Genomic DNA, 17,308 nt, shown 5'->3' with positions numbered 1-17,308 from the left:
GGTTAACCGCCGGATTTACCGTTATTGCCACTAAGTTCAGGATGATAGCGCAAGCCGGGCGTTAGCCAATGCAACAACAACACTCTTGAATACCTGAAGTTGAGAGGTGCCAGCAGGGCAACCACCGTTAACATGATACAGAGATATACCCAGGGATTCTCGCTTCCTGTAAGTATATAAGTACCAACAGCCAGCGTAACCAGTTCGGCAACTATGAAAGCGTAACCTACATACATGGCCGCATAAAAATAGCCGGGTTCTCTCTCATAAACCAAACCACAGTGCGGGCATTCCTTCAGTATTTTCTGCCCCTTGAAACCATACGCCGGGTTAGTAAATATCTTTCCAGCCCTGCAACGCGGGCATTTTGCATGAACTATCGCGGGCCACATTCTTAAATTGCCAGCTTTTACACTTTCCATTTCCATGCTGATTTGAATGATCAACCAATTTTAAATGCATCCAATATTTTTTCGAGCGGGCAAAATTTGGTGAACGACGATTGCAACAGGTTGACGCCTACAAAAACGCCGAGCCATATCCAATTGACGTTCACAAAATAGGCCATGGCAATGCTGGTCAGTACAAAGCTACCGGCTACAGCGCGGATAATTCTCTCTTTCATATCTTTTAATTTTTTATGTTTTTATTCTTCAACAGGCACTATAAATGCCCTGACCGGGAAATCCGTTTTATTTTTCTCATTGTACTTTGCGATCAATCCTTTCGCAGTTCTTGCGTTAGCCTCACCGGTAAAACAGAATATCATGATCGAATCGAATTTTTCATCGCCGCTTGCAAACCAATCCTGCAACAGATCAGGGGAATTATCTTCCTTTATGCCGGTAATATCTGTGACGCTGTAAACCGCCATACTGGCTTCTTTAAATAGTTTGAAAACGTCATCCCTGTACTCTTTCAAACATGTTGCTATAAATAGTTTCATATGTCAATCGTTTAATTTATTAACGGGGTATTTCTTGCGCATCATTTTATAATATAGTAAAGGCACCACCAGCAGGGTAAGGAATGTCGAGGTGATCGTCCCGCCCATTAATGAAATGGCAAGGCCCTGGAATATGGGGTCGAACAGGATGATAACTGCACCCAGCGCAACCGCACCGGCAGTCAGCACGATAGGTGTAGTACGCACCGCGCCCGCTTCAATTATTGCCTGCTTTAACTGAATGCCCTCCCTCAGCCTTATGTTAATGAAGTCAATCAGCAGCACTGAGTTACGGACCATTACGCCCGCCAACGCGATAAAACCTATCATGGATGTAGCCGTGAAATAAGCATGCAGCATCCAATGCCCGAGAATAATGCCCACCAGCGACAGCGGTATGGCAGCCAGCATAACCAGCGGTACGGTAAAGTTTTGGAACCAGCCCACGATAAGGATATAGATCATGATGATCACCACTGCGAAGGCAATGCCCAAATCGCGAAACACTTCATACGTGATCTGCCATTCGCCATCCCATTTGAGCGAATAGTTGTCCTCCATTTCGGGTTGATGCGTGTACTCCTCTGTTAGTGTGTAACCCTTCGGAACGTGTACATTTTTCAGGCTATCTGATACGTCTGAAATGGCGTAAGAAGGACTCTCCAGGTTGCCGGCCATATCGGCCAGTACATAAACCACCTCTTTCTGATTTTTACGATAAATATTTTTCTGCCTGATCTGCCTCGTCACCGAAACCAGGTCGCGGATAGGGACGGTGTTACCCTGCATACCCACTACTTTCAGATCCAGTATATCATCCAGGCCCGACTTATCCGCGTCACTTAACTGTAACCTGATAGCCGTTTGGTTATAGGATGATGGCTGATAAATGTTGCCTGCAACCATGCCCGATAAAGCTGCATTAACCGTGGCGACAACCTGTACCGGAGCAACACCATATCGCATGGCTTTTTCCTTGTCCACATCAATATGATATTCCGGCTGGTCGTCTTCAACCATCCAATCGATATCTACCACATCAGCAGTCTTGCTGAACAGGCCCTTTACCTGTTTGGCTATCTTCATCTGCTCCTTATAGTTTGGTCCGTAAACTTCGGCCACCAGGGTAGACAATACCGGCGGGCCGGGCGGCACTTCCACCATTTTCACGTTGGCATTATATTTTTTGGCGATAGCCTGTACAGGGCCACGCATTAGTTTGGCAATGGCATGACTTTGTATGCTTCTGTCTTTTTTATCAACCAGGTTTACCTGTATGTCAGCAACATTGTCACCCGTTCGCAGGTCGTAATGCCTAACCAGTCCGTTAAAACTGATTGGAGCCGATGTGCCGATATATTCCTCATAATTCCTGACCAGCGGTTGCCCCGAGATGTAATCCGCGATATCTTTGGTAACGGCCTGGGTTTTCTCCAGCGTGGTCCCTTCAGGCATGTCGATAACTACCTGGAACTCGTTTTTGTTGTCAAAAGGCAGCATTTTTACTGCTACTGCTTTGGTGTAGAACATAGACAGCGACGCAAATAATATGACGACAATGCCCATGATAAATGTCCAGCGTTTCCACCGGGTTTGTAGCAGGGGAAATATAAATGAGCGATATATCTTGTAGATACCGGTTTGTTCCAATACTACCGGCTTACTCTCTTCGTGGTCAACACCTTTCTTTTCCTTTTCCCTCAGGAATATAAACCCCAGGTAGGGTGTAAGCGTCAAAGCGACGATAAGCGATAAAAGCATGGCAATAGATGCGCCAATAGGCATAGGGCTCATGTATGGGCCCATCATGCCGGACACGAATGCCATGGGCAATACCGCAGCTATTACCGTAAAGGTGGCCAGGATGGTCGGGTTCCCTACTTCGTTAATGGCATACAGAGCGGCCTGCAAAGGCGGCAGTTTTTTCATTTTAAAATGCCGGTGCATATTTTCGGCAATGATAATTGAGTCGTCCACCACGATACCCGTGATAAATACCAGGGCAAACAGCGTGATCCGGTTGAGGGTATAATGCAGGAAATAATAACTGAACAGCGTAAGCGCGAAGGTTACCGGGACGGATAAGAAAACCACCAGGCCACCCCGCCAGCCCATTGCCAGCATCACAAAAACCGTTACCACCACAATAGCTATAAAAAGGTGGAACAATAGCTCAGATACCTTATCCGACGCAGTCTCGCCGTAATTACGCGTAACCGTTAGTTGTACATCATTGGGGAGAAGGTCTTTTTTTAGCAGATCGACTTTTTTAAGTATTTGCTCCGATAATTTCATTGCATCGGCGCCTTTTTTCTTGGCTATCGACAAGGTAACTGCCGGATAGCTTGACCTAAAATTTTTTGCTTTCGAGGTATCGGCGCGGCCATAACCGAATAATACATATTGGCTGGCCGTTTCAGGACCTTCTTCAACACGGGCAACCTGCTTCAGGTAAACGGGTTGCTGCTGGTTGGTGCCGACTACCAGGTTTGCCACATCATCGGCATTGGAAAGAAAATTCCCGGTCTCGACGGAAAATGCAGTATCCTTTTGCAGCAGTTCGCCGCTTTGCATTTGCGCATTACTGCCTCGTATCTGTTTGTTTATCGACAGAAAATCGACATGATTTTCGGCCATCTTATTTTTATCGAGTAAAACTTTTACCTCGCGGCTGCGGCCACCGATGATATTGATGTCCGACACATCGGTTATTTTTTTGATCTCGTTGGTAAGTTCCTGCCCGATCTGCCTTAACTGGTAGTCGCTATATTTTTCGCTCCAAAGCGTTAAGCTTAAAACAGGTACATCATCAATAGCCCGTGTTTTTATTAACGGAAGCGTAACGCCCTGCGGCATTTTATCCATGTTCTTCATTAACTCGCTGTATAGCTTTACGAGTGAACGCTCCACGTCCTCGCCAACATAAAACTGCACGATGATCATGGCCTGTCCCTTCATCGAGGTGGAATAAACATATTCCACGCCTTTCACGTTCGAGATCATTTTCTCCATTGGCGCCGCTACCTTGGTTTCGACGTCTTTTGGTTCGGCTCCGGGGTAGCCTATGAAAATATCCGCCATCGGCACCTGTATTTGAGGCTCCTCCTCTCGAGGGATCAAAAAAGTGCTGTAACCGCCTATGAGCAAGAAAGCGATCATGAGCAGTATGGTGAGCTTCGATTGCAGAAAGGCCCCTGCTATTTTTCCTGAAAATCCCTTTTCCATGCCCTTATTTTATTTTTACAGGTTCACCATTAAACAATTTGCCGTCGGCGCTCACAATGAATTTTTCATCCTTTGCCAGGCCGCTAAGCACTTCGGCATTATTGCCGTCAACTTTACCCAGCCGTACCCAGCGAAGCAGCGCCGTATTATTTTCACTGATGGTATAAATACCTGTCAGGTCATCCTTTTTTTCGATGCTGCCGAGCGGTACCATTACCACATCGCTGCCAGTTTTAACTTTTCCAGATCCCTTTACCGGGATAGAAACGTTGGCATACATGCCGCCATACAAGCCGGCTTTTTCATTATCCGGGATATTCACCCTGATGAGGTATTGTCCCCCCGAAAATTGTGATGATTGGCTCACTTCGGTTATTTTTCCGCTGATGGTCTTACCAATGGCCCTAACAGATACGGTGGCGTTTTCTCCCTGTTTTATCTGCCCGATAGAGCTTTCAGGAACGGATGCTCTTACCTGGTAACTACCGGTACGCTCGATGGTCAATATTGGCATTCCGGGATTGACCATATTGCCGGCATCCGCTGCTTTCTGTGTTACAATGCCGTCAAACGGGGCGGTTAAGTTGGTGTAGTTGAGTATCGCATTGGCCTCGTTGCGCATTTGTTTTGCCGTTTCCAGTCCCGATTTTGCTGCAGTGTATTGCAGCGTAGCATTCTCAAGTTCTTTTGCCGATGCACTTTGCTGCTTGTATAAAGCGCTGAAACGTTCGTAATCTTTTTTTGCATTACTATATGCGGCCTCGGCCTGGGCTATCATCGCATCAGCCTGCGCCCTTTTTGCAAGAATATCATCATTGCTAATGGTTGCAAGCAGTTGTCCCTTGTTTACATGATCGCCTACTTTTACATTCAGTTTGGTGATGTATCCCATTACCCTTGTGCTGATATTAGCCGACTGCGAAGATTCAATTTGCCCGCTTACATTAATGTTATCCTGTTCGCCTGATGATGGCGTCGAAACGGTTACAGCTATTGCCGGGCCGCTATCCGATGCGGCGCGCTCATTTTTGTTAGAAGAACAGGAACCAAGCACCAGCGCACCTGCCCCGGCAATTAGTGTTATGATAGATATATTAGTAGCTGATCGCATAGTTTTGAGTTTTATTTGTTAGTTGATGAGGTTAATAACTGTATATAAGCCCTGGTAACATTCATGGTGAATACAGCCTGGGCCAATGCAAATTTTTGTTGTGATAATTGGGTCTCGGCAGTCAATACATCAGTAGTATTGATGAGCCCCTGCTGGTAGCGGTTCTGTAGTATCCGCAAAGATTCCGTTGCCTGTTCGACTGCTGCTTTTTCCTGTCCTATTTCGAACCGCACATCGGCCAGGTCGCGGTATACCTTATTGATCTCCATTTGGCTTTGATCTTTCTGCTGCGACAATTCTGCGGAAAGCTTATCACGTTCAAGTTTTTGAGCAGTGATCTTATTTTTTGTTGAATTACCCTTGAATATATCCCATGATAATTGTACACCCACCAGGTATGAGTTTGCACCAAAACCTGTTAAATGCGCGTCATTGTACTGGTAATTACCAAATGCATTTAATTTGGGCAGGTAACTTAACTGGTTCGATCGGATCATCATGTCAGAAGCTTCAATCGCCTTTTCCATCGCCATAAAATCAGCTCTTGAACCGGGAACTTTTTGCGTAGTATCGGCCGACTGTGATCCATCGGCTGTAAGGCCATCTGTTTTATAAACGACGCCTGTTTTTGCCCCCATCAATAAACTGAGATAGTCTGACGCGTTACGGATGTTACTTTGCGCCTTAGCTATGTTGCTTTCAATACTTGTCAAATGCACATTCGCATTCAACACGTCCGACTTTTGGATAAGTCCCTGCTTGTAATGATCGTCCGTAAACTTATAGACTGATTTTGCGGTCTTTAATGCTTCGTTCAAAACGCCGGCGGCTTCGTACGCCAGTTGCAATTGCATGAAGGCCTTCTGTACCTCGAAAGTCAGGTATTCCTTTGTACGTTTGGTTTTGTATTGATAAACCTCGATTTGCTTTTCAGCGCCTTTGCGCATGTACAGCATATCCATATTCAACAGCGGTTGCTGCACCTCCAGTTTTGTTATGATGTCCGGTGTGCCAGAAGGGTGATTGAGCAACTGCGGATTAAAGTCGTTTTGGGTGATCACCCGTTGATCAAGCTTAAACCCGAAGGCATTCAGCGGGTCGTTGGTGGTCATGGCGGTATAGGAAAAGCCTATCCTTGGCAGGAAAATGGCCTGGGTTTGCTTATAATTTGCTATCGCGATTTTTTCGTCCAGTTTGGCTATTTCAATGGCCTTGTTATTGCCCAGGGTGGCGGCTATAGCTTCATCCAGGCTCAAATTCCTAATGCTATCCTGTGCCCGGGCTTTTAGTACCGGCGCCAAAAAAAATAAGCTCGCCGTAACGGAGAATAAAATAAAATACTTCTTATTGCTGCTCATTGCATTTAATTTGCAGCAAACTTACCCCGGCTAAAAAAACCGTTTGGTAACATTTGTTACTCAGCAGTTAAAAGCCATGGAATAATATGAGGTGGACCATCCTGGTAATGATAAAATGAATATGAATTGACAAAAGAAGAATCGCATACGGTTATTAATAAACTTTCCGGGATAAGCGCGGAGCTTGCCGAAATACGATCGGATATGGAAGGCTTAAGTAAAAATGCAGCGATCTGCAACGAGGAAAACTTTAATAAGCGTGCCGAAGCTTCAGACTTCCTCGAATTTCATATTATTGACCGGCTTGATAGCCTTCGTCCCAAAACAGCAGAGGTAACTGCGCTGAAAGATCGTGCTGAAAAATTAAAAACTCAACTGGACGAAATAGATAGTAAGCTTTTCAAAAAAATCCGGGCCGGCATTCGTGCGGGCCAGTATAGCGGTGCCTATTTCAAAAACTTGGTTAGCAAATATTTCGATCTTAACGCAGCGGATAAGCGGGACGAACCTGACTACGATAACCTGGATATTTTTATCAACAGATTGCTCACCGCCGAGCCGCCGCCCCGGGAAACCAGGAAACTTGAGCCAGAAATGGTGTTCTACCAAAAAACGCCTGCGCGGGTAATTTTCGAATTGGCGGAGAAGGTTAATTTTGGTATCGACGATGTTTTCTTCGATATCGGTTCAGGTTTGGGACAGGCGGTTATGCTGGTTAACCTGGCCACCGGTATCAAAGCCGTGGGTGTAGAATTTGAACCGGCATTTTGTGATTATGCAAAGCGTGCTGCAACCGAACTTGATTTAAACCGGGTGACGTTTATCAACACGGATGCACGGGATGCCGATTATTCCAAAGGAACGGTGTTCTTTATGTACACTCCTTTTAAAGGCGAAATACTAAAAGACGTGTTAGAACTATTAAGGAAAGAAGCCTTGAATCGAAAAATCAGCATAATTACCTATGGGCCATGTACAGCGGCAGTGGTATTGCAACGCTGGCTAAAACCGGACCGCACGGTGATTGGAAACATTTACGAGGCCGCTGTCTTTACAGCAGCCCCGTAATAATTACAGCTTTTATTTGCCCACACGTGCCTGCAAATTTGCAGGATATCGCGCCCCTTCTATTGTAATTTTAGAAGCAGCGTCTTCTATCCCTGCAAGGTCATCGGCAGTTAGCACGATGTCTGCTGCGCCCATATTCTCCTGCAAGCGGTGTAGCTTGGTGGTACCGGGTATCGGAACGATCCAGGGCTTTTGCGCCAGCAACCAGGCAAGGGCTATTTGCGCCGGTGTCACATTCTTTTGCTGCGCGATCTTTGCGAGCAGATCGACCAAAGCCTGATTTGCTTTACGGGCGTCTTCGCTAAAACGCGGGACGATGTTGCGGAAGTCGGTAGCGTCAAATTTAGTATTCTCGTTAATAGCGCCAGTCAAAAAACCTTTACCCAGCGGACTAAAAGGTACAAATCCTATTCCCAGCTCTTCAAGTACCGGCAGTATCTCCTGTTCGGGTTCGCGCCACCACAATGAATACTCACTCTGAAGCGCAGCCACAGGTTGTACAGCGTGTGCTTTTCTTATCGATTGCATGCCCGCCTCCGACAGCCCAAAATGTTTCACTTTGCCTTCCTTTATAAGATCTTTAACCGTTCCGGCTACATCCTCCATGGGCACGTTTGGGTCGACACGATGCTGGTAGTAAAGATCGATACGGTCGGTCCTTAACCGTTTAAGAGCAGCCTCTGCAACGCTCCTGATGTTCCCAGGCCGGCTATCCATACCTACAGTGGGCAGTCCTCCCTTAAAACCGAATTTGGTTGCTATTACCACTTCGTCGCGAAAAGGTTCAAGCGCCTCGCCCAATAGCACTTCATTGACAAACGGGCCATAGGCCTCGGCCGTATCAAAAAAGGTGACGCCCATATCGAAGGCCGCCCGAATCAGTTTTACAGCTTCTTTGGTATCGGTGGCAGGGCCATAACCAAAGCTAAGTCCCATACAGCCTAAGCCCATTGCCGAAACTTCCAGTCCGCTATTGCCGAGTTTTCTTTTTTTCATTGTTTGTCTTATTTATTTATTAAAGCCCCATATTCTTCATCCGTAACGTGCTCCATCCACTCTACCGGCGACCCGTTCAATTTTTCCTGAACAGCAATATGGCTCATCGCTGTGGTCGCCGTAGCGCCATGCCAGTGTTTTTCGCCCGGCTCAAAGAAAACTACATCCCCCGGATGTATCTCTTCAATCTTTCCTCCCTTACGCTGTACCCAGCCGCTGCCGCCGGTCACTACCAGTGTCTATCCGAAAGGGTGAGTGTGCCAGGCTGTCCGCGCCCCCGGCTCAAATGTTACAAGAGCCATCGCTACCCTCGCAGGCTCGGGCGGACTGTTCAGTGGGTCGATACGTACCGTCCCGGTAAAATACTCGGCCGGGCCTTTTCCCGAAGGCTGCGAGCCGCTGCGTTTAATTTCCATTGTTCCCCTTTTAAATTATCGAACACTAATTGTTCATTAAAGTTAATTGATAGCGCGGGTAATTATTTATTACCGTTCATTTTAACAGGTCTCAGCAGAGTTGAGAAAGTGAGGGAGCCCATTTTCCATTTTCCATTTTCTTTAAGGTATACCTCGGTCACCATAAAGGCATGCGTGACGTCGTTCCCGCCAACCACTGCCTCAAGGTCTATGTCATTTAAAAGGATGGCCGTGTTGCCAAAAATGTTTACAGAGGCGCCATACACCACGGCTTTTTTATACCAGATAAAACCGCCCTTTATTGTATTCAACTCCTGTGTTTTCCCCCAGCTTCCCCCCATATGTACAAAAACGCAGTTCTCATCAAACAAGCCATTCAGCGTATCTGTCTTTTTATCTGCCATCCATTCCCATTTGGATTTAGAAAGATCGAGAAGTTCCTTTTCTTCTTTTGTTGGGTTTGCTTTCGGTGCACTGGGTAAGTTAGCCTGGGCATGTGATAGCGATACACCAGCTATGCACAGGAAGATAATGATAATTGATTTTTTCATTGATTTGAATTTATGTGTGTCCATAATGCCTGTACAAATTTCATGCGTTTTAGCGAACATGATAGGATACAGGTTACGGATGTTTATACCATTATTACTGATTTTATGACGTGGACATTCAGCCGCATAAATAGCGGATCGTTTTTAATAGCGATGATCGTGGGATATGAAATATTAATGCTCCATATATTCCTGATCGGTAACTACGGCACCGGCGGTAACTCCGCCCCTGTCCAGGTTAGGGGTTGTAACGATATGTGTCATCGGGCCGTCCGGCGATGCCCCATGCCAGTGCATTACTCCCGGGGGGCATACTACTGCCTCTCCCTGTTTAATAATTTGCTTGGGCTTGCCCTTCTCCTGGTACCAGGCCGTACCTGATGTGACAACGATCACCTGGCCACCGGCATGAGCATGCCAGATGGTGCGCGCACCCGGTTGAAAGGTTACTTTGGCCGCACCGCAATTGAGGCCCGGGGGCATGGTCATCCTGACTACCGTGGCAGTTCCGCCAGAGAAAAAACTTCTGACCGGCGACTGTCCGGTTCTTTGCGACGAAGATGAATCCGGGCGCGTTTGTGCATTGACATGAACCGGGGTAAGGTATAAAAGAAACAAATTGACGAGCAACATACCTAATAAGTTTTTCATGATTTGAGTTTTATTTATGGGTCCTATTCCCGTTCTGTTAAAATATTGCGTGTTTTAAACATTAAAGCTTTCTTTCACCGAGCCATTTCACCATCGCAGGATCCCGGTGATCAAAAAACAGGCTCGCCGAGGTATCCAAAGACTTGATAGACTCCATATCCTCGCTGCTTAACTCGAAATCGAGGCTGTTAAAATTTTCTGCCATTCGTTCCCTGCGGACCGATTTCGGGATAGCTACCACGCCTCTTTGTGTTAGCCATCGAAGTATAACCTGGGCAATTGATTTTTCGTATTTGCTTGCAATAGCCTGTAATAGTTCATTGTGAAAAATGTTGTTCTTGCCTTCCGCGAACGGTCCCCACGACTCGATCTGCACATTATTATCCTTCATAAATTGCTGTGCCTCATTCTGCTGATGGAAGGGATGTGTCTCAACCTGGTTAACAGCCGGAACGATCTCGTTGTGAATGATAAGATCTATCAGCCTGTCTGAATGAAAGTTGCTGACCCCAATGGACCGGACTTTCCCTGCTTTATATAACTCCTCCAACGCGCGCCATTCGCCATATACGTCACCGTAGGGCTGGTGGATCAGGTATAGATCCAAATAGTCCAGTTGCAGTTTTTTCAGGGACCGTTCAAAGGCCTTTTTTGCACCTTCATATCCATTTGAATTTATCCAGAGTTTAGTGGTAATAAACAATTCTTCCCTTGCCACTCCGCTTGCTTTGATAGCTTTGCCAACAGCTTCCTCGTTCATATAGGATTCTGCAGTATCTATCAGGCGGTAACCCGTCTCGATCGCATCGATCACACTTCTTTCGCATTCGGCCAGGTCTTTTACCTGGAAAACGCCGAATCCCAATACCGGCATTTCAACGCCGTTATTTAATTTTACTGTATTCATTTTATTATATATATATCTAATAAGGATAAACTGATGTGAAAGTTTGGCATGTGGTCACTATTGCATGTGCGTTCTTACCGGCGCTTTTTCCATCAGATCAAGACGCGGTTTTCTGGCATCAGGCTCACCCACTGCCGAACCATCCGGCGTGATCTCCAAAATCTCATTCGTTTCCGTTTTAAAGGCGGGCCATTGGGGCAATCCGCCGCCATTAGGATCTCCCGTTTTGGCAAAATTTGTCCAGTAAGTATTCATCAGTTGAGCAACTTGCAGATCCTTTTTTATCGTATCGGCTCCGGTTCGCGTCCTTAGATTATTGAATACGTACCCTATCTCTGACGCATGCGCTGCGCCATAACGCATGAACTGCCGCATCGACGGCGAAACATAGGAGAACATATAGACGTACGCCGGTGCACCCTTGGCTACCATAGCACGCGCGCTGAAGCGTGCCGGTTCTGCCCACACCTTATCTGTGTTTACCAGGGTCAGCATTTTCGCGAGTTCGGTGGTACCATCCGGGTCATATACCTTACTGGCTTCAGCCTTCATATCACCAAACTGATCCAGTAATGCATCTTTTGAACCGGCATTCACAAAGCCTTGTCCTATTTCTGCGCTATTTGAACCGATTATGAGTGGAACCCGTGCTTGCCGGCCGGCTTTGTAAGCGCTTTCAGCGGTCTCCGCAACAAGGCGACCATCCAGTATTGGCCCTGAATAGATCAATGAGCCGCCGTTGCCGGCTGTTTCCTGTCCCCCATCCACAATATCTGCTACGGGCAGGGCCCTAAGCTTAGCCAATGCCGCAGCATCGGTTCCCATAATCCCGTGTTTTTTTGAAAAATTGATACCGATGGTTTCGGCAGAAACAGGATAATAGGAATCGGCATTATCTTTACTGATCGGTCTGCCGGTAAGCACACCATCGCGGCCCCCGCCAGATTCTACAATAGCTTTTTGAAATAAGCCCTTCGCCGACGGAATTGTAAGAAGAGATTGTACTGAAACGCCCCCGGCAGATTCACCGAAAATAGTTACGTTGTTGGGATTGCCTCCGAACGCAGCAATATTTTCCCTGACCCATTTAAGTGCAGCGATCTGGTCCATGTAGGCATAATTGCCTTTTTGTTCTTCCGGGTGTTCCTGGCTGAGGGCAGGAAAAGCGAAGAAACCCAATCGCCCTAAGCGATAATTGATCGTAACTAAAATAACACCCTTGTCCGTGAATGACGCTCCTGTAAAATCAGGCCCCTGGTTCCCGCTCCCAAATACAAACCCGCCACCATGTATCCAAACCATTACCGGGAGTTTTGCTCCTTTGGAAGTACCGGCCGGGCTCCAAACGTTTAAAAAAAGGCAGTCTTCGGACGAGGTGGGAGAAATTCCACCGTTACCGGCACCAAATCCCCGTTGGGCACAGTCCGCGCCATATTTGCTGGCGTCGCGCTCGCCTTCCCAGGCCGGGAATGGTTGTGGTGGCCGCCAGCGTAATTCACCCACAGGCGCAGCGGCATAGGGAATTCCCTTGTAGCTCGACACTCCATTTTCAATAAGACCACGCAAAATGCCGGATTTAATACGAACGGTTGGTCCGCTGGCGGTAGTTGTTTGTGTTTGTTGTGCATGTCCTGTGCATGCCATCAATAATGCGATACAAGCTAAAAATCCTTTCATAACTTTTATAATTTTTGACGATCAGGTTTACTCGTATTTTCGACGACACAAAGGTGACGGGTTTTTTTGGCACAGATATAATATATATTACGGATATGTATACCATTATTACTGATTGTGCTACGTTAAATGAATTATATAGTATTTTTGAAATAAACGAAGATGGATATGGACGACATGCGCCGTTTCAACACGATCAGCGAATACAACGAGTTTAATAATAACGCAACCAAGCATCCCCTCGTAAGTGTTGTTGATCTATCAAAGGCATCGCCAAGAAGCGGGTCCCGTATGTATTTTGGGTTTTATACGATATTCCTGAAGGATGTGAAATGCGGCGACCTGACATACGGCAGGAGCACATACGATTACCAGGAAGGTACGCTTGTTTTTTTTGCACCCGGGCAAGTGGCGGGCATTAACAGCAATGGCGAGATATATCAGCCGAAAGGCTATGGTCTTGTATTTCATCCCGATTTTATACATGGCACCTCGTTGGGCCGGCATATACAGGATTATAGCTTTTTCGCCTACCAGTCTAACGAAGCGCTGCACTTATCGGACAGGGAAAGAGGGATCGTCCTGGATTGCTTTTCAAAAATCGATTATGAACTGGATCATGCTATTGATAAGCACAGTAAAAGATTGATAGCAACCAATATCGAATTGCTTTTGGGTTATTGCGTCCGTTTTTATGACAGGCAATTTATTACACGCGAGCATGTCCACAAGGGGGTTTTGGAAAAATTTGAAGAGCTGCTTAATGATTATTTCGCCACGGATAAGCCGCAAACTATCGGATTGCCTTCTGTAGCCTACTGCGCTTATGAATTAAACCTGTCCCCCAATTATTTCGGCGACCTTGTAAAGAAAGAAACCGGGATATCAGCACAGGAGTATATCCAGTCGACCCTGATCGATTTTGCCAAACAAAAGATATTTGATACAAACAAAACGGTAAGTCAGATTGCTTACGAATTAGGCTTTAAATATCCGCAGCATTTTGCGCGGGTGTTTAAGCAGCGCGTCGGACATTCGCCTTTGGAATATCGTTCCGCGAACTGATAACTATTGCTTTCCTTTGTAACAATCGGGAAGCAATTTATAGTTTTCTGCATATATCGGTATATTAGTATAACCAAATATAACAGCGCTTATGATCACCATTACAGTAAACGGGAAACAGCATAATGTAGATGCGGACCCCGATATGCCCCTGCTATGGGCCATCAGGGACATACTTGGCCTTACGGGAACAAAATACGGCTGCGGCGTGGCGCAGTGCGGCGCCTGTACCATTCACCTGAACGGGGAGGCGGTGCGGTCCTGCGTAACTAAACTGAGCCGCGCGGCCGGTCAGCAGATCGTTACTATTGAGGGTCTTTCTGCCGCCAACAACCATCCGTTACAGGTTGCCTGGAATGAACTGAATGTCCCGCAATGTGGTTATTGCCAATCGGGACAATTGATGTCGGCAGCTGTTTTGCTGCGCGAAAACTCCAATCCGACCGACCAGGACATCGACGATGCCATGTCGGGCAATATTTGCCGCTGCGGAACCTATCAGCGTGTCAGGGCCGCAATACACAAAGCGGCAGAAATGCAGCGGGAAGGAGCCAAAATATGAAAAAACTGGTTGTTTTGACAATGGTGGTTCTGATAGCCGCCGTGGTAACCATATCGTTTACTACAAAAACCGCAAAAAACGAAAGCTATCCTGTGCTGGCAAAAGACAGCGTGGGTTCGGTGAAGGCATTCATGTCGGTGTATAAAGTACTAAAAAGTGCGCGTTGTATGAATTGCCACCCCTCCGGCGACGCCCCCCTGCAGGGCGACGATAGCCACATCCATACCATGAACGTTAAACGGGGAGTAGACGGCAAAGGATTGTATTCGGTACGTTGCAGTAATTGCCACCAGGCCGAAAATACACCCGGTTTGCATGCGCCGCCGGGCAACCCGAAATGGGCATTGCCCCCCGCCGATATGCGAATGGTGTTCCAGGGGCGCACACCGCGCCAACTGGCGTTGCAGTTGCTAGATCCAAAACGGAACGGCAACAGGACAAAAGCACAGTTGATAGACCATATGGCAAACGATGATCTCGTGGGCTGGGCCTGGCACCCGGGCGACGGACGTACCTTGCCGCCTATGAGCAGGGCAGCGTTTGCAGCACAAGTGCGGTTATGGATAGCAAAGGGAGCTTATGCGCCATCTGCAAAAATTAAATAGAAAGGGATTGAAGTATGGAGCAGGTATCAAGACGCCATTTTATTAAAACTGCCGGTACTGCCGGTATTTCAATATGGCTGGGCCTTTCTGCAAAAGGTGCCATCATTAAAACAAGTGATATTGCCGCAGCCAAAAACTTTTCCCCATATATACTTGTCGAGTCCAACGGTAATATAACCATCTACAATATCAAGCCCGAAATGGGACAGGGTACGTTTCAGTCCGTTCCGGCGGTCATCGCAGAAGAGTTCGAGGTCTCGCTTGACCAGGTGAAGATCAAAAATACAAGTGGTGAGCCCGAATTCGGTCGTGGACAGCGGGCAGGGGGTAGTTCCTCTATCCGTACCGGTTATAACGATTACAGGAAAACAGGTGCCGCCGCAAGGACAGTATTTATAGTGGCCGCGGCTAAGCGCTGGCAGACGAGTCCCGATAATTGCTACGCCCGGAATGCAAAGGTGATCAACAGGACAAACGATCAGTCGTTTACTTATGGAGAATTGGTTGAAGACGCCGCCAGGCTCGATCTGCCTAAGGATCCAAAACTGAAGGACCCGAAAGACTTCACGATAGTAGGCAAAATGTCGCACCGGCCCGATATTCCCTTAAAAACCTGCGGCGAGGCCAAATTTGGCATCGACGTACGGGTACCGGGAATGGTTTATGCGTCGGTGGAAAGGTGCCCCGTGATAGGCGGCGTACTAAAAAACTTTGACGCTTCAGATGCACTCAAAATAGCGGGCGTACTTAAGGTTGTTGAAGCTGAGCGCGTGGTGGGCAATTATCGTTATACCGGGGTGGCCGTTATCGCCGATTCCTATTGGACCGCTTTACAAGCCCGCAAAAAGTTGAAGATAAACTGGGACTATAAAGGATTTGATAATTTTGACTCAGAAGATTACGACGAGCATTTGCGCAAGTTGGCCGATGAAGAGGGTTTGGTTGACAAAAATATCGGGAACGCGGATAAGGTGAATGTTTCGCTGCAAAATACCGTCGATGCATTTTATGAAACGCCGGTAGTGGCGCACAGCCCTATGGAGCCAATGAACGCTGTGGCACAGGTGCACGGCGACAACCTGGAGATATGGACATCTACCCAGGTACCCAGTTCGGTGGTAGGCAGCAGCCCCAACGAGTTGCCAAAGCTTACCGGTTTTTCGCCTGAAAATGTAAAAATGCATAATATGTTTGTCGGCGGCGGCTTTGGCCGGAGGCTGTACCTGGATTATCTCGTCGAGGCTGTCAACATAGCCAAACAATACGACAAGCCTGTAAAAGTGATCTGGTCGCGGGAAGATACCACCCAATTCGGCCCTTTCAGGCCAATGACTTTTTCCAAGCTCAGCGGTGGTTTTTCTGATGACGGCAAGCTCCTTGTCTTAAAACATAAAGTGATCAGCCCTTCCATATCCGAGTCGGCGCGTCCCAATTTCGATAAAACGAAAGTCGACGGGACAATGGTAGAAGGGATAGGCGAGCAGGATTACCAGGTACCCAATATAAAAACATCTTATGTCAGGGCCGATTACCATGTGCCGGTAGCAGCCTGGCGGTCGGTAACCAGTTCTACTTTAGCTTTCGCCCATGAATGCTTTATGGACGAACTGGCACATAAAGCTGGCAAGGACCCGCTCGATTTCAGGATGAGCCTGCTTGCCCCGGATTCGGACACCGCTAAGATCTTCAAAAAACTCCGCGAGGTGTCAAACTGGGATCAGCCGCTACCAAAAGGAAGCGGGCGCGGTTTGGCGCAATGGAAATTTTTTGCCGGGCAATGTGCACAGGCTGTAGAAGTGACGCTCCGGCCCGATGGAACCATCAAAGTAGATAAGGTTTATGCCGTAATAGACCTTGGCGTGGCCGTCAATCCTGATAACGTAAGAAATCAAACAGAAGGTGCCGTGGTGATGGCTTTAACCGCGGCCACAAAACCGGCCATTACGCTAAAAAATGGCAAGGTGATGCAGCATAATTTTTATGACAACACCATGATTCGCATTAACGAGGTGCCGCAGGTCGAAGTTCACATTCTTACGGGCGAGGGGAAAATAAAGGGTGTAGGCGAACCCGGATTGCCGCCATTTGCGCCGGCGCTGGCCAATGCAATTTTTGCGGCGACAGGAACCCGGATTCGTAAAATGCCTTTCGACTTAAAAATAAGTTAAAC

18 protein-coding genes are annotated in these 17,308 nt (G+C 47.2%); 5 read left to right on the top strand and 13 right to left on the bottom strand.

Going from position 1 to position 17,308, the window contains the following annotated elements; all coding sequences use genetic code 11:
• Window positions 1–2: 2 nt before the first annotated feature.
• Genes FRZ54_RS05780 through FRZ54_RS05755 form a run of 6 tightly spaced genes read right to left on the bottom strand, consistent with a single transcriptional unit; the run spans window position 3 to window position 6,640 of the window.
• The gene (locus FRZ54_RS05780) at window positions 3–422 is read right to left on the bottom strand and encodes a DUF983 domain-containing protein (protein ID WP_147030690.1); all 420 of its coding nucleotides are present in this window, start codon (window positions 420–422) and stop codon (window positions 3–5) included.
• A 20-nt stretch (window positions 423–442) separates the two neighbouring features.
• Window positions 443–625: a YgaP family membrane protein gene (locus FRZ54_RS05775; RefSeq protein WP_147030689.1), complete on the bottom strand. Its 183-nt coding sequence runs from the start codon at window positions 623–625 to the stop codon at window positions 443–445.
• 21 nt (window positions 626–646) lie between these two features.
• Window positions 647–946 (bottom strand): hypothetical protein, encoded by a 300-nt coding sequence (locus FRZ54_RS05770; RefSeq protein WP_147030688.1) that lies wholly within the window; start codon window positions 944–946, stop codon window positions 647–649.
• Window positions 947–949: 3 nt separating this feature from the next.
• Complete coding sequence (locus tag FRZ54_RS05765) at window positions 950–4,171, bottom strand: efflux RND transporter permease subunit (RefSeq protein WP_147030687.1); 3,222 nt, start codon at window positions 4,169–4,171, stop codon at window positions 950–952.
• Between the two features lie 4 nt (window positions 4,172–4,175).
• Window positions 4,176–5,282, bottom strand: coding sequence for an efflux RND transporter periplasmic adaptor subunit (locus FRZ54_RS05760; protein WP_147030686.1), 1,107 nt, complete (start codon window positions 5,280–5,282; stop codon window positions 4,176–4,178).
• 11 nt (window positions 5,283–5,293) lie between these two features.
• Window positions 5,294–6,640, bottom strand: coding sequence for a TolC family protein (locus FRZ54_RS05755; protein ID WP_147030685.1), 1,347 nt, complete (start codon window positions 6,638–6,640; stop codon window positions 5,294–5,296).
• Between the two features lie 126 nt (window positions 6,641–6,766).
• On the opposite strand from FRZ54_RS05755, the gene FRZ54_RS05750 reads away from it, so the two are divergent.
• On the top strand, window positions 6,767–7,708 hold the full coding sequence (locus tag FRZ54_RS05750) for a class I SAM-dependent methyltransferase (protein WP_147030684.1): 942 nt from the start codon (window positions 6,767–6,769) through the stop codon (window positions 7,706–7,708).
• Between the two features lie 12 nt (window positions 7,709–7,720).
• On the opposite strand, the gene FRZ54_RS05745 is transcribed toward FRZ54_RS05750, so the two are convergent.
• From FRZ54_RS05745 to FRZ54_RS05720, 7 genes are all read right to left on the bottom strand, one after another.
• Window positions 7,721–8,704: an aldo/keto reductase gene (locus FRZ54_RS05745; RefSeq protein ID WP_147030683.1), complete on the bottom strand. Its 984-nt coding sequence runs from the start codon at window positions 8,702–8,704 to the stop codon at window positions 7,721–7,723.
• 8 nt (window positions 8,705–8,712) lie between these two features.
• On the bottom strand, window positions 8,713–8,934 hold the full coding sequence (locus FRZ54_RS24620; protein WP_228462631.1) for a cupin domain-containing protein: 222 nt from the start codon (window positions 8,932–8,934) through the stop codon (window positions 8,713–8,715).
• Window positions 8,935–8,943: 9 nt separating this feature from the next.
• Window positions 8,944–9,120 carry a cupin domain-containing protein gene (locus tag FRZ54_RS24615; protein ID WP_228462630.1) on the bottom strand — a complete coding sequence of 59 codons (177 nt, stop codon included), beginning with the start codon at window positions 9,118–9,120 and terminating at the stop codon, window positions 8,944–8,946.
• Between the two features lie 62 nt (window positions 9,121–9,182).
• Window positions 9,183–9,671, bottom strand: a complete 489-nt coding sequence (locus FRZ54_RS05735) for a nuclear transport factor 2 family protein (RefSeq protein ID WP_147030682.1) — start codon at window positions 9,669–9,671, stop codon at window positions 9,183–9,185.
• Between the two features lie 174 nt (window positions 9,672–9,845).
• Window positions 9,846–10,322: a cupin domain-containing protein gene (locus FRZ54_RS05730; protein ID WP_147030681.1), complete on the bottom strand. Its 477-nt coding sequence runs from the start codon at window positions 10,320–10,322 to the stop codon at window positions 9,846–9,848.
• Between the two features lie 61 nt (window positions 10,323–10,383).
• Complete coding sequence (locus FRZ54_RS05725) at window positions 10,384–11,229, bottom strand: aldo/keto reductase (protein ID WP_147030680.1); 846 nt, start codon at window positions 11,227–11,229, stop codon at window positions 10,384–10,386.
• Between the two features lie 57 nt (window positions 11,230–11,286).
• On the bottom strand, window positions 11,287–12,906 hold the full coding sequence (locus FRZ54_RS05720; protein WP_147030679.1) for a carboxylesterase/lipase family protein: 1,620 nt from the start codon (window positions 12,904–12,906) through the stop codon (window positions 11,287–11,289).
• A 162-nt stretch (window positions 12,907–13,068) separates the two neighbouring features.
• On the opposite strand from FRZ54_RS05720, the gene FRZ54_RS05715 reads away from it, so the two are divergent.
• From FRZ54_RS05715 to FRZ54_RS05700, 4 genes are all read left to right on the top strand, one after another.
• Window positions 13,069–13,971 (top strand): helix-turn-helix domain-containing protein, encoded by a 903-nt coding sequence (locus FRZ54_RS05715; RefSeq protein WP_317131603.1) that lies wholly within the window; start codon window positions 13,069–13,071, stop codon window positions 13,969–13,971.
• Between the two features lie 91 nt (window positions 13,972–14,062).
• Complete coding sequence (locus FRZ54_RS05710; RefSeq protein ID WP_147030678.1) at window positions 14,063–14,533, top strand: (2Fe-2S)-binding protein; 471 nt, start codon at window positions 14,063–14,065, stop codon at window positions 14,531–14,533.
• Window positions 14,530–15,138 (top strand): hypothetical protein, encoded by a 609-nt coding sequence (locus FRZ54_RS05705; RefSeq protein ID WP_147030677.1) that lies wholly within the window; start codon window positions 14,530–14,532, stop codon window positions 15,136–15,138. Before FRZ54_RS05710 ends, FRZ54_RS05705 begins: the two co-directional genes overlap by 4 nt.
• A 14-nt stretch (window positions 15,139–15,152) precedes the next feature.
• Window positions 15,153–17,306 (top strand): xanthine dehydrogenase family protein molybdopterin-binding subunit, encoded by a 2,154-nt coding sequence (locus tag FRZ54_RS05700; RefSeq protein ID WP_147030676.1) that lies wholly within the window; start codon window positions 15,153–15,155, stop codon window positions 17,304–17,306.
• The last annotated feature ends 2 nt before the right edge of the window (window positions 17,307–17,308 follow it).

The organism is Mucilaginibacter ginsenosidivorans (genome assembly GCF_007971025.1).
Classification (GTDB): domain Bacteria; phylum Bacteroidota; class Bacteroidia; order Sphingobacteriales; family Sphingobacteriaceae; genus Mucilaginibacter; species Mucilaginibacter ginsenosidivorans.
This window is presented reverse-complemented; position numbering and strand designations above follow the sequence as displayed.

Excerpts from the sequence above, each read along its gene's own strand:
- FRZ54_RS05720 (WP_147030679.1), bottom strand. The coding sequence starts at position 12,906 with ATGAAAGGATTTTTAGCTTGTATCGCATTATTGATGGCATGCACAGGA.
- FRZ54_RS05710 (WP_147030678.1), top strand. The coding sequence starts at position 14,063 with ATGATCACCATTACAGTAAACGGGAAACAGCATAATGTAGATGCGGAC.
- FRZ54_RS05715 (WP_317131603.1), top strand. The coding sequence starts at position 13,069 with ATGGATATGGACGACATGCGCCGTTTCAACACGATCAGCGAATACAAC.
- FRZ54_RS05700 (WP_147030676.1), top strand. The coding sequence starts at position 15,153 with ATGGAGCAGGTATCAAGACGCCATTTTATTAAAACTGCCGGTACTGCC.
- FRZ54_RS05780 (WP_147030690.1), bottom strand. The coding sequence starts at position 422 with ATGGAAAGTGTAAAAGCTGGCAATTTAAGAATGTGGCCCGCGATAGTT.
- FRZ54_RS24615 (WP_228462630.1), bottom strand. The coding sequence starts at position 9,120 with ATGGAAATTAAACGCAGCGGCTCGCAGCCTTCGGGAAAAGGCCCGGCC.
- FRZ54_RS05775 (WP_147030689.1), bottom strand. The coding sequence starts at position 625 with ATGAAAGAGAGAATTATCCGCGCTGTAGCCGGTAGCTTTGTACTGACC.
- FRZ54_RS05760 (WP_147030686.1), bottom strand. The coding sequence starts at position 5,282 with ATGCGATCAGCTACTAATATATCTATCATAACACTAATTGCCGGGGCA.
- FRZ54_RS05745 (WP_147030683.1), bottom strand. The coding sequence starts at position 8,704 with ATGAAAAAAAGAAAACTCGGCAATAGCGGACTGGAAGTTTCGGCAATG.
- FRZ54_RS05725 (WP_147030680.1), bottom strand. The coding sequence starts at position 11,229 with ATGAATACAGTAAAATTAAATAACGGCGTTGAAATGCCGGTATTGGGA.
- FRZ54_RS05755 (WP_147030685.1), bottom strand. The coding sequence starts at position 6,640 with ATGAGCAGCAATAAGAAGTATTTTATTTTATTCTCCGTTACGGCGAGC.
- FRZ54_RS05765 (WP_147030687.1), bottom strand. The coding sequence starts at position 4,171 with ATGGAAAAGGGATTTTCAGGAAAAATAGCAGGGGCCTTTCTGCAATCG.
- FRZ54_RS05705 (WP_147030677.1), top strand. The coding sequence starts at position 14,530 with ATGAAAAAACTGGTTGTTTTGACAATGGTGGTTCTGATAGCCGCCGTG.
- FRZ54_RS05770 (WP_147030688.1), bottom strand. The coding sequence starts at position 946 with ATGAAACTATTTATAGCAACATGTTTGAAAGAGTACAGGGATGACGTT.
- FRZ54_RS05730 (WP_147030681.1), bottom strand. The coding sequence starts at position 10,322 with ATGAAAAACTTATTAGGTATGTTGCTCGTCAATTTGTTTCTTTTATAC.
- FRZ54_RS05735 (WP_147030682.1), bottom strand. The coding sequence starts at position 9,671 with ATGAAAAAATCAATTATCATTATCTTCCTGTGCATAGCTGGTGTATCG.